This is a genomic window from Micromonospora sp. DT62, assembly GCF_049847285.1.
Taxonomy (GTDB): domain Bacteria; phylum Actinomycetota; class Actinomycetes; order Mycobacteriales; family Micromonosporaceae; genus Micromonospora; species Micromonospora reichwaldensis.
Genome location: NZ_JBNCOB010000032.1, coordinates 65,266 through 76,990, shown reverse-complemented (window position 1 = coordinate 76,990; position 11,725 = coordinate 65,266). Strand labels below are relative to the sequence as shown.

Genomic DNA, 11,725 nt, shown 5'->3' with positions numbered 1-11,725 from the left:
GTTGGCAGTGTGGAGTTGCTGGTCAGGCATTGTCGGGTGGTGGTGGGGCATGAGACCGTCATCCGGGTCTGATGAACGGCGCACGGCCGCACGGGGAAAGGTGCCGGTGAGCTGCCGAGGGTTGCTCCCGCGGCCGGTGGGGAGCAATTCCCCCGGCCCGCTCCGCCGGCCGTCCCGCCGCACGTCGCCCCTGCTGCGCAAGGGCTTCCCGGACCGGGGATCCACACTGGACACCGTGCCTGCGGCGGCCGGACGGCCGGGCCGGGTATTGACAAAAGTCACCGGGCCTGCCACGTGTGACGGGTATGAGCGATTCACGAATGCGTTGTGACGAACCTTCGGGCAGACGGTGAACGCAGACCTTGTTGAAACACGTGTCCGTCCAGCAGGTTTAGATGGCGTTCCGCACCACCGGGCCAAGCTGTGTGAGAGGGGACTCCCATGTCTGTCAATGCGACCGAGATTCTCAATGCCTTCTTCTTCGACGGTGCCGACGCTCCGGCGGACGGTGACCTGCGCATCGACGTCGTGGACAGCTGGAACACCAGCGACCTGGCGGCGGTCCGACCGACCACCATCAGCTGGAGCGAGGCTCGGGTGGACGGGGGCCGCTGACGCAACCGGGGCGACCGCCACCGGCCACCACGAGCTGAATCGCGGGGGGAACGAGATGACGGACACCGACCTGTGGGTGCGACGGTTCCACCCGGCGGACGAGGCGGCGACCAGGTTGCTGTGCCTGCCGCACGCCGGCGGCTCGGCGAGCTACTTCGCCCGGGTGGCCAGGACGCTCGCTCCCGAGGTCGACGTGCTCGCCGTCCAGTACCCCGGTCGGCAGGACCGGTTGCGGGAGCCGGGCCTCACCTCGGTCCACGAGATCGCGGACCGACTGGTGACGGTGCTGCTGCCGCTGGTCGACCGGCCGATCACCCTCTTCGGCCACAGCCTCGGCGCGACCATCGGCTACGAGGTCGCGCTGCGGCTGCGGCGGGCGGGCGTCAACCCGACCGCGCTGTTCGTCTCCGGCAGGCGGGCTCCGCACCTCCGTAAGGAGGAGCGGACCCACCTGCGGGACGACGCCGGCCTGATCGCCGAGGTACGCGCCCTGGCGGGCACCGACAGCGCGCTGCTGGAGGACGAGGACGTGCTGCGGATGGTCCTGCCGGCCATCCGCTCGGACTACACCGCGGCCGAGACCTACGAGTACCGGCCCGGGCCACGCCTGGACTGCCCGATCGTCGCGCACATCGGCGACAGCGACCCGCGGGTGACGGTCGACGAGGCGAAGGCGTGGCGGGAACACACCGACGCGGGGTTCGAGTTCGTCGTCCACCCGGGCGGTCACTTCTATCTCAACGACAACATGTCCGCGGTGCTGCGCAGCATCAGGGCGCACACCCGGTCGCTCAGCTCGGCCTCGCGCGGCGCCGCCACGGTCGCCCACGCCGAACAACCGGGGTGAGTCGCCGGTCGACCCGAGCCTCAGGAGTGTCCGGAGGTGACCCACATGGCACTGATCGAGAGAGAACACCTGCTGTCCGACCTCGTCGAGACGTACGCGACGGCTGCCGCGGGCCAGGGCCGGGTCGCGCTGGTCGACGGCGGCGTCGCCAGCGGGAAGACCCGACTGGTGAACGCCATGACCGAGGTGGCCGTCGGCGAGGGCGCGCTGGTGCTGACCGCGGCCTGTTCGGTCGCGGAGAGCATGATCCCCCTGGGGGTGGTGGGACAGCTGTTCCACAGCCTCCGGGCCCAGACCACCTCGACCGGCCACCTGCCGCTGCTGCGGCGCGACACCGGGCCGGCGGGGAACCCGGACGCCCCCACCCTGCGGCACGGTGACGCGCAACTGCTGGAGGACGTCTGCCAGGTCCTCCTCGACGTGGCCGCCGACCGGCCCCTGGTGGTGGTCGTCGACGACGTCCAGTTCGCGGACTCCCTGTCGTTGCAGGCACTGCTGTACCTGCAACGGCGCATCCGTTTCGCGCGGGTGCTGCTCGTGCTGAGCGGATGCGTGGGCGCGCGGCCCGAGGCGGCGGCGTTCCGTGCGGAGCTCACGCGGCAGCCGCACTGCCGTCACCTGCGGCTGCTCCCGCTGTCGCCCGACGGCGTCGGGCGACTGCTCGCCGAGCGGATCCGGCCGGAGGCCGCCCGGCGGCTCGCCGCGTCGGCGCACGCCGTCAGCGGCGGCAACCCGATGCTCGTACAAGCGCTGCTCGACGACGCCCTCACCGGCGCCGACGGGGACGTCGCGCCGACGGTGGGCGCGTCGTTCGTCCAGGCCGCGCTCGCCTGCCTGCACCGCAGCGACCCCCGGCTGCTCGACGTCGCCCGCGCTCTCGCGGTCGTCGGCCCGTCCGCGTCCCCCGGGCTCGTCACCGGGCTGGTGGGCCTCTGCGCGGCGACCACCCGGCAGGTGCTCGGCGCGCTCGCCGAGGCGGGCCTCACCGAGGGGCACTCCTACCACCACCCGGCGGTACGCGCGGCGGTGCTCGACGACTGCCCGCCGCAGACGCAGTCGGCACTGCGGTCGCGGGCCGCGCTCCTGCTCCACGAGGACGGCGCGTCCGCCGCCGAGGTGGCCGCGCACCTCGTGGGCATCGGTGGGCCGGCCGGATCCTGGGCCGTGCCGGTGCTGGTCGCGGCGGCCGGGGAGGCCGTCGCCGGCGGCGCCGCACGGCACGCCGTGGACTGCCTGGAACTGGCGCTGCGATCCACCGAGGACGACCGCGAGCGGGCCGCCGTGGAGGCGGCCCTCGTCCGGGTGCACTGGCGCAGCGACCCCGAGGCGGTTCCGCGGCACCTGTCGTCGCTGGCGGCGGCGGCTCGCGCCGGCCTCCTCGACGAGGCCGACACGCTGCTGCTCGCCCGGTCGCTCGCCTGGCAGGGCAGGCACGACGAGGCGGTGGAGGCGCTCGACGGGGTGGGCGACCTCACCACGCACCCGGACCCCGACCTCGGCGCCGAGCACCTCGCCACCCGCGAGTGGCTGCGGCACTGCCGCCCGCACGGCGGCGACGATCCGGGCGACCCCGGGCCGGGCGCGGCGGCCGACCGCGCCGAGGAGGTGCTGCAACGCGCCCGCCCCGGTGACTCCCTCCTGGTGTCGGTGTGGCACGCGCTGCGGGTGCTGATCGGCGCCGACCAGCTCGACCGTGCCGCCGACTGGTGCGAGAAGCTGGCGGAGGAGGCCGAGTCGCACGGGATCACGAGCTGGCGGGCCGTCCTGACCGACGTGCGGGCCGCCGTCGCCCTCTGCCGCGGCGACCTCGCCGCCGCCGAGCGGCACGCGCGCGACGCGCTGGCCACGATGCCGCCCGCCGCCTGGGGCGTCGCCGTCGGCTCGCCGCTCGCGCACCTGGTCCTGGCCTGCACGATGACCGGGCAGCTCGCCCGGGCCGAGGCGGCCCTGCGGGAGCCGACGCCGGCCGCGATGCGCCAGAGCCTGTTCTGGCCGCAGTACCTGCGGGCCCGGGGCGTCTACTACGACGCCGTGGACCGGCGGCACGCCGCGCTCGCGGACTTCCAGACCGCCGGCCAGCTCGCCGTCGGCTGGGGCGCCGACGATCCGTCCGCGCTGCCGTGGCGGGTCGACCTCGCCCGGCTGTACGTGCGGATGGGCCGGCCCGACCAGGCCCGGAAGCTGGTCACCGAACACCTGGCGCTGCCGGGTGGCGACGCCCCGCGCGCCAAGGGCATGGGGCTGCGGGCGTTGGCGGCGGCGTACGCGCCGAAGCAACGGCAGGTGCTGCTGCGCGAGGCGATGGACCTGCTGCACGCCAGCGGGGACCGGCACGAGCTGGCGCACGTCTTCGCGGACCTCAGTCAGACCGGGCACGCCCTCGGCGAGTTCGGGCGCGCCAAGATGATGGGCGCGCACGCCCTCCAGCTCGCCGAGGGCTGCCACGCCGAGTTGCTGCGGCGCAAGCTCAAGCCGTCCGACGACACCCTCGAAGCCGGGGTGGCCGGCGCGAAGGACGGGCTCGCCACGCTGACCGACGCCGAGCGCCGCGTCGTGAACCTGGCCGCCCGCGGGCACACCAACCGCGAGATCGGCGACCGGCTGTTCATCACCGTCAGCACCGTCGAGCAGCACCTGACGCGGGCCTACCGGAAATTGAAGATCAGCACGCGTACGGAGCTGGTGCACATCGACCCGCCGAAGGGCGCGCGCAGCGCGCGGCGCCGGCGCGTCGCCCCGGTCGGCCCGCCCTCGGGCGACAAGGAAACCACGATGCGATCGGACACGACATGACCGTTGCCGAGGACGAACAGGTCGGTAGCCGGGAGCGCACGCTCGCCCGGCAGATACTCGAACTGGTCTTCCGCTTCCGCCGTCTCGAGCACGCCGACGACCCGTGCGGGGCGCAGCCGTGCGACGACTGCTTCGCGACCCACGAGGAACGGGTGGGCCGGTACGTACGCAGCGGCGAACCGCTGCACTTCGTGCTGCCGGCGTTCCCCGCGAAGTCCCGCAACCCGGAGAAGGTGGTCGGCTCGCTGCCCGACCTCGGTGAGCGGATCTCCGTGGAGTTCCTCCAGTCCTTCTGCGAGCAGGTCAGCCACTACCACCCGCCGGGCGCGCGGATCCTCATCTGCTCCGACGGCCACGTCTTCTCCGACCTGCTCGGCATCCCCGACGAGGACGTGACCGCGTACCGCACGGAACTGCAGCGCATCATCGAGCAGACCGGCGCGTCCTCGGTCTCGATGTACTCGCTCGACGACGCGTTCGGGGCGATGTCCTACGACGAGATGCGCGGGCGGCTCCTCGCCGGGTACGCCACGCCGCTGGCGGACATCCGCGCCGAGGTGCTGACCGACCTGGGCGCCCGGTCGCTGTTCAACGGCATGCACCGGTTCATGCTCGAGGACCAGGGCCCGCTGCACCCCGACCTGAGCCGGACCAAGCTGCGCGAGCACTGCAAGGAGTTCGCGTACCAGATGATCCGGCGCAGCCGCGCCTGGGGAGACCTGGTCGGCACGAAGTTCCCCGACTCGCTGCGGCTGTCGATCCACCCGCAGCCCCGGCACGCCGAGAAGATCGGGCTGCACCTCATCCGGACCAGGGACAGCTGGCTGACACCGTGGCACGGCGTCGTCCTCGACGACGGCGTCAACCTGACGCTGGTCAAGCGCAGCCAGGCCGAGCGGGACCGGGCCTCGCTGGTCTGGCGCAACGGCCGGCCGAGCCACTACGTCAACCCCCACTTCCGGCAGGAGGACATCGCCTCATGACCACGGCAGACGAGCTGCGGGTGGAGCGGACGCCGCTGGCGCCGTTCGGCACGCTGGTGACGGCGGAACACGACGGCGCCGACCTGCGCGACATCGCGCCCGCGACGCTGGAGCGCTGGACGATCGAGTCCAAGGTGGTCGTGCTGCGCGGCTTCCCCCTGCTCGACAGGGAGGACCTCGTCGCCTACTGCGAGACCTGGGGCGAGGTGCTGACCTGGGACTTCGGCGCCGTCCTGGACCTGGTGGTCCAGGAGGACCCGAAGAACTACCTGTTCAGCCGTACGGACGTGCCGTTCCACTGGGACGGCGCGTTCGCGCGGGCCGCGCCGCGGTACTTCCTCTTCCAGTGCCTCGAGGCGCCGGTGCCCGGCGGCGGCGGCGAGACGGTGTTCTCCGACAGCACCGACGTGATCCGGCGCGCCTCGCCGGAGCTGGTGCGCGAGTGGGCGGCGACGGAGGTCAGCTACCGCACGGAGAAGCTCGGCTACTACGGCGGCGAGACCGTGTCGCCGCTGCTCACCACGCACTCGGAGACCGGCGAGACGATCATGCGGTACGGCGAGCCGCTCGACCCGGAGCGCTACCGCAACCCGGTGTGGGTGACCATCGGCGGCAGGTCGGCGGAGGAGGCCGAGCCGTTCATGGCCGACCTGCGCGACCGGCTGCACCACCCGGACGTCTGCTACCACCACGAGTGGGTCGACGGCGACATCGTGGTCGTCGACAACCAGGCGCTGCTGCACGGTCGCAACGCCTTCCGCGGCAACTCCTCCCGGCACCTCCAGCGGATCCAGATCCTCTGACCACGGTCAGGGGCGCCCGCGGGTGCCACCGAAGGTCCTCAACCCCGAAGGAAGACACCATGACCGTCGAAGAGGCGCGCGCGGGCGCGTCCACACCGGCGCCGGCCACCGCGCGGCGCCCGATCTACCACTCCATCCGCATCCGCCGGGTCGAGTTCCTGCCGGTGATGCTGGCCATCTACGCGATCCCGTCGCTGCTGTCGGTCGACGACCTGAGCACCCTGGCCTCGGTCCACTTCGCGCTGGTGATCGTGATGGCGCTGTCCATCATGCACTTCATCGACATGACCAACGCGTACGCAGACCGCGACGTCGACGCCGTGTACAAGACGTGGCTGTCCCAGGCGGTGTACGGGCTGGGGCTGCGCAACGTGCGGTGGCAGATCGCCGCCACGGGCGCGGGTGTGCTGGCCCTCGCGACCTACTTCACCTTCCGCACCGGGCACTGGGACATCCTGCCCCTGGTCGCGTTCACCCTCTGGATCGGCGCCCAGTACTCCATCCCGCCGGTCCACCTGAAGAGCTCCGGCGTGGGGCAGATCCCCGGCCTCGCCGCGGTGCTGATCTGGCTGCCGATGCTCGTCGTCGTCCGGTCCGTGCCCGGTGAGCTGTCGTGGCCGCTGCTGGCCGTGATCATCGGCTTCGGGCTGAACCAGGTCGGCATCGTCATGGTCAACACGGCCGAGGACTGGCCGGAGGACGCGGCGTTCAACATCCGCACGTGCGTACGCGCGCTGGGCCTGTCCCGCGCGATGGCCGTCGCGAGCGGGCTGATCGCGGTCGGCGGCTCCACGGTGTGCGTGTCGGTGCTCGCCATCGGCGGCTTCACCTGGGGTGCCGTGCCGATGATCGCCGCCATCGCGTTCGCGCTGGTGCACGTGTCGGGCACCTGGCGCGGCGTGCGCGGCAAGCCCCTCACGGACGCGCTGGCGTTCCTGCGGCCCCGGGCGAAGCTGGTGCCGTTGCAGGTGGCGAGCACCGGCTGGGGAACCGTGATCGCCGCCGCCTTCGCACAGGCGAGCTGAGTCCCGGTGGGGAGGGACACCATGGCGCAGGTCGTGCTGCTCGACGAGGACGGACGGCCGGTGGGCACCACCGAGGGCGCGACGGTGCACCACCTGCGTACGCCGTTGCACCTGGCGTTCTCCTGTTACGTCTTCACCAGCGACGCCAAGCTGTTGCTCACCATGCGCAGCGACCGCACGCGCACCTGGCCGGGGATCTGGACCAACTCGTGCTACGGGCATCCCGTGCCGGGGGAACCGGTCCCCGCGGCGGTGACCCGCACCGTACGCGCCGAGCTCGGCCTGGCCGCGCCCGCGCCGGAGCTGGTCCTGCCCGCCTTCCGGTACCGCGCCACGATGGACAACGGGGTGGCGGAGAACGCCGTGTCCCCGGTGTTCCGGGTGGTGACCGACGACCGCCCGACCCCCGACCCGGCCGCCATCGGCGACTTCGAGTGGGTCGCCTGGGCGGACTTCGTGTACGCGGTGGGCACCGGCGACATCTCCGTGTCGCCGTGGTGTCGCCTCCAGGTCGCCGAACTCGTCACCCTCGGCGACGACCCGACGCGGTGGCCCACGGCCGACGAGTGCCTCCTGCCCGGCGGGACGCTGACGGCCACCGGCTGAGCGGCGCGCGGCGGACCGTGCCCACCCGGCGGGGTGGGCGCGGTCCGTCGTCCGTTGCGGCGGGTGCTGCTGTCGGGCCCGGTCACGACCCGGCCCGGACACTGGCCTGCACGGTGAACGTGCCGTCCCCACGCCAGGTGCGCAGCGTGCCGCCTGCTTCCCGCAGCCGGTCGGCCAGCCCCGGCAGCCCGCTGCCGTCGAGGTCCGGCGCCTCGTCGCCGGCCCCGTCGTTGACCACCGTCAGCCGCGCCCCGGACGCCTCGCGGGCGATCTCGATCGTGCACCACCGCGCCTCGCCGTGCCGCAGCACGTGGGCGCCGGCCTCGCGCAGCACGGACACCAGCGGCCCGGTGAGCGCGGGCGGCAGTTCGCGCTCCGGCTGCGTCACGGAGCACCGCACACCGGCGTTGCGCAGCACCCGTGCCACGGTCTCCGTCTGCTCACGCAGGCCGACGCTGCGGTAGCCGTGCACGGCCTCGCGCATCCGGGCCGACGCGGCCGCCGCGAGCGCCCGCATCTCGGCGGCCTCCTTCCTGGTCCGCTCCCCGTCGACCATTGCCAGCCGCGACGCCAGCTCCGCCTTGAGGACGAGCGCCGACAGCTCGTGCGCGAGCAGGGCGTACACGTCCCGGGCGCACCGCAGTCGCTCCTCGGCCGTCGCCAGGCGGGCCAGGGCGTCGTGCCCCTCCCGGGCCTGCGCCCGGAACGTCCAGAACCACAGGTGCAGCACGTTCCACGTCGCCACCGTCAGCCCGAGCACCACCGTGGCGGTCACCGCGTCGCGCACGGGACCGCCGAGCCACCAGGCCGTCGCCGTGGCCGCCAGCACCGTTCCGGCCATCAGGGTCACCGCGTAACGGACCGGCAGCAGCAGCGGCGCGGCCCCGACGAGCGCGGCCCCCACGAACGCCCAGGCCCGCCCCGGGGTGCCGCCGACCGGCCCCACGAGCGGGACGGACAGCACGGCGGCCGTGGCGTAGCCGGCGACCAGCCACCGGCCGGTCGTCGTCGCCCGCCACGGCATGACCGACCGGTACAGCGCCGCGGCCAGCGCCAGGACCAGGAGCAGCGACCCCGCCGCGCCGAGCACGATCCCGCGCGGGTCGGGCTCGCGACGCAGCTCCAGGGCGGCGAGCAGTACGCACGCCGCCACCCCGCTCGCGGCGCCCGCCAGGATGCACAGCCTCGCCCGCCGCATGCCCGGGGTGGACAGGGCGTCAGCCGGCGCGGCGGAGGTCCCCGTCAGGCCGGTGGGCCGGATCCCGGTGACCATCAACGCCACGGCTCCCGGCGGACGTGGCGCGTGCCGGGCCCCGGCACGCGCGGACGCGCCGACCCGGGCAGCGGTGCGCTCGGTGTCGTCGCCTGCCGGGTCACGGTCGCCACGGAATGCATGGTATCGGTTACGGTCGGTTCGTGCCGAGGTGGATCCGTCCCTGCCGTCGCGTTCCGGGGCCGCCACCCGCCGGGCTCGCCCGTGCGGTGGGTGGTCTCGAGGAGCTGCGCTGTCATCGGAGGGCCTCCGTCCGGTCCTGGTCGCGTGAGTGCCGGCGGGCGCCGGTCCGCCCCGCGGGTCGCCGGCCGTGCCGCGGGCGTCGCCACGCGGTCGGTCGTGCCGTCAGCATGGCGGCGAGGACGCGCCGGATCCCATCCCCGCGTGTCACGTACGACCCGGGAGAACTGCACGGGTGAACCGTGCGCCGGTGTGTCGTCAGCGGGTTCCCGGGTGACCCGGAAATTGCGCGTTCCATCGGCTTGAAATTGTTACCGCCATCGCCCGGTAATTTGCGCTTCGAGTCGTGTCGGCAGATGGCGAACGTGATTGCGGCCGATGGTTCGACTCAGCTAATTTGCAGACACGAAATGCCTCTCCTCTCTGGAGGCTGCTGTGTCCTCATCCGTCGGAATTCTGGGCACCGGATCCTGGGTGCCCGCGCGAGCATTGCCGAACGAGGAAATCGCGCGTCGCGTACCGGGCGCCAGCCCGGAATGGATCGTACGCAAGACCGCCATTCGTTCGCGCCGTTTCGCGGCGGCGGAGGAGGCCACGTCGGACCTGGCCGTGCGGGCCGCGTCCCGCGCCCTGCGGGACGCGGGCATCGGCGCCGACCGCGTCGACTACCTCATCGTGTCGACGTCGACCCCGGACCACCCGCAGCCACCGACGGCCTGCCTGGTGCAGGACCGCCTCGGCGCGTACGGGGCCGCGTGCTTCGACGTCAACGCGGTGTGCGCGGGATTCGTGCACGCCCTGGTGCTGGCGCAGTCGCTGGTGGCGGACCGGCCCGGCACCCACGCGCTCGTGGTCGGCGCCGACGTGTACTCGCGCATCCTGGACTTCGACGACCGGCGCACGGCCGTGCTGTTCGGCGACGGCGCCGGCGCGGCCGTCGTGGGGACGACGTCCCCGGGGCGCGGTGTCGTCGAGTACGAGCTGGCCAGCCGGGGCGACGCCAGCGGCCTGATCGGGGTGGCGGCGGGCGGCAGCAGGCTGCCGGCGTCCGCGACGACGGTGGCGGACGGCGGCCACTTCTTCCGCATGCACGGCCGCCGCGTCACCGAGCTCGTCCTCCAGGACGTACCGCCGTTCGTGGACAAGCTGCTGGCCAGGGCGGGCGTCGGCGCGGCGGACGTCGCGCACGTGGTCCCGCACCAGCCCAACGGCCTGCTCCTCGACGAGCTGGTACGCGCGTGCGGGCTGACCGCCGCGCACACGCACCGCACGGTGGAGGAGTACGCGAACGTCGGCAGCGCCTCGGTGCCGCTCACCCTCGACCACGCCAACCGGGCCGGGCTGCTCCGCGACGGCGACCTCGTCCTCCTGCTGGCGTTCGGCGGGGGGATGTCGCTCGGGGCGTGCCTGCTGCGGTGGGGCCGGACATCCGGCCCGGACCCCGGCGGGGACCGGTGAGCCCACCGGCCGACGACCGCACCCCCGAAACCCTGCCCGCTTCCACGCCAACCCTGTCGAAACAGGACGGTTATTCATGAAGACCTTGACGAAGCTCGGCGCGTTCGCGCTCGCCCTGGTGTTGGTGCTGGGGAGCGCCTACACCGTCGGCCGCGTGGTCGGGCCGCCGCCGACCGCCGCACCCGCGCCCGCACCCGCCGCGAAGCCGGCCGCCATGGCCGAGGAATCCTCGTACGGCCTCACCATGAACCACGAGAGCATGAACCTGAAGGTGATCACGGACAACGTCCGGGCGGGCACGAAGCAGACCTTCGCCTTCCAGATCCTGCAGCACGACGGCACGCCGCTGGTGAAGTACAAGCCGCAGCACGAGAAGCTGATGCACCTGATCGTGGCGCGGCGCGACCTGTCGAACTTCCAACACGTCCACCCGAACCTCGGCTCGGACGGCGTGTGGCGGGTGCCGCTGACCTTCGCGGCGGCGGGCGAGTACCGCGTCTTCGCCGACTACATGCCGCTGTGGGGCATCCACGGCGAGACGCTCGGGGCGGACGTGTCGGTGTCGGGCGACTACCGGCCGGAGGCGCTGCCCGCGCCGTCGACCACCTCGACGGTCGACGGGTACACGGTGACCCTCGGCGGCGAGCTGGCGCCCGGCAAGAGCGGCAAGCTGACGCTCAGCGTCGCGAAGGACGGCAAGCCGGTCACCGACCTGGAGCCGTACCTCGGCGCCTTCGGGCACCTGGTGGCGCTCCGCGACGGCGACATGGCGTACCTGCACGTCCACCCCGACGGCACGCCGGGCGACGGGCAGACCGCGCCCGGTCCGGACGTCCTGTTCCACGCCACCGCGCCGAGCTTCGGCGACTACCGGCTGTTCCTGGACTTCCAGCACCAGGGCGTCGTGCGTACGGCGTCGTTCACCCTGCGCGTGAAGGGCCCCAACCCGCCGCCGCACGGCCTGAGCGAGGAGGCCTTCGCGGCGGCCAAGGCCCGCAACGAGGAGGCCGTGCGCAACGGCGGAGCCGCTGTCCCGGCCGACACGACCGGCGGCGGCACGGAGGGGGGCACCGAGCATGGCCACGGCTGAGAACCACCTGGAACTGCTGATCGGTGGCATGACGTGCGCGGCCTGCGCGGCG

General features: G+C 73.2%; 10 protein-coding genes. 9 read left to right on the top strand and 1 reads right to left on the bottom strand.

All coding sequences use genetic code 11. From position 1 onward, the window contains the following. Positions 1-441 precede the first annotated feature (441 nt). Genes ACPXCB_RS28690 through idi form a run of 7 tightly spaced genes read left to right on the top strand, consistent with a single transcriptional unit; the run spans position 442 to position 7,672 of the window. Entirely contained in the window at positions 442-615 is a 174-nt protein-coding gene (locus tag ACPXCB_RS28690) for a hypothetical protein (protein WP_425878993.1), read from the top strand. Positions 616-670: 55 nt separating this feature from the next. Beyond that, a complete protein-coding gene (locus ACPXCB_RS28685; RefSeq protein WP_425878991.1) occupies positions 671-1,462 on the top strand; it encodes a thioesterase II family protein in 792 nt (263 codons plus the stop codon). A gap of 45 nt (positions 1,463-1,507) precedes the next feature. After that, complete coding sequence (locus ACPXCB_RS28680) at positions 1,508-4,255, top strand: AAA family ATPase (RefSeq protein WP_425878990.1); 2,748 nt, start codon at positions 1,508-1,510, stop codon at positions 4,253-4,255. Continuing rightward, positions 4,252-5,238 (top strand): L-tyrosine/L-tryptophan isonitrile synthase family protein, encoded by a 987-nt coding sequence (locus ACPXCB_RS28675; protein ID WP_425878989.1) that lies wholly within the window; start codon positions 4,252-4,254, stop codon positions 5,236-5,238. Before ACPXCB_RS28680 ends, ACPXCB_RS28675 begins: the two co-directional genes overlap by 4 nt. After that, positions 5,235-6,041 carry a TauD/TfdA dioxygenase family protein gene (locus ACPXCB_RS28670; protein ID WP_425878988.1) on the top strand — a complete coding sequence of 269 codons (807 nt, stop codon included), beginning with the start codon at positions 5,235-5,237 and terminating at the stop codon, positions 6,039-6,041. The genes ACPXCB_RS28675 and ACPXCB_RS28670 overlap by 4 nt, the downstream gene beginning before the upstream one ends. 59 nt (positions 6,042-6,100) lie before the next feature. After that, entirely contained in the window at positions 6,101-7,066 is a 966-nt protein-coding gene (locus ACPXCB_RS28665; protein WP_425878986.1) for a UbiA family prenyltransferase, read from the top strand. Positions 7,067-7,087: 21 nt separating this feature from the next. Continuing rightward, positions 7,088-7,672, top strand: coding sequence for an isopentenyl-diphosphate Delta-isomerase (gene idi / locus ACPXCB_RS28660; RefSeq protein ID WP_425878985.1), 585 nt, complete (start codon positions 7,088-7,090; stop codon positions 7,670-7,672). An 82-nt stretch (positions 7,673-7,754) separates the two neighbouring features. Here idi and ACPXCB_RS28655 read toward each other — a convergent pair whose 3' ends face one another. Continuing rightward, positions 7,755-8,945 carry a sensor histidine kinase gene (locus tag ACPXCB_RS28655; protein ID WP_425878983.1) on the bottom strand — a complete coding sequence of 397 codons (1,191 nt, stop codon included), beginning with the start codon at positions 8,943-8,945 and terminating at the stop codon, positions 7,755-7,757. Between the two features lie 615 nt (positions 8,946-9,560). Here ACPXCB_RS28655 and ACPXCB_RS28650 point away from each other — a divergent pair. Together ACPXCB_RS28650 and ACPXCB_RS28645 are read left to right on the top strand one after the other, a co-directional pair. Then, positions 9,561-10,583, top strand: coding sequence for a 3-oxoacyl-ACP synthase III family protein (locus ACPXCB_RS28650; RefSeq protein WP_425878981.1), 1,023 nt, complete (start codon positions 9,561-9,563; stop codon positions 10,581-10,583). A 76-nt stretch (positions 10,584-10,659) separates the two neighbouring features. Next, positions 10,660-11,673: a hypothetical protein gene (locus ACPXCB_RS28645; RefSeq protein ID WP_425878979.1), complete on the top strand. Its 1,014-nt coding sequence runs from the start codon at positions 10,660-10,662 to the stop codon at positions 11,671-11,673. Positions 11,674-11,725 lie beyond the last annotated feature (52 nt).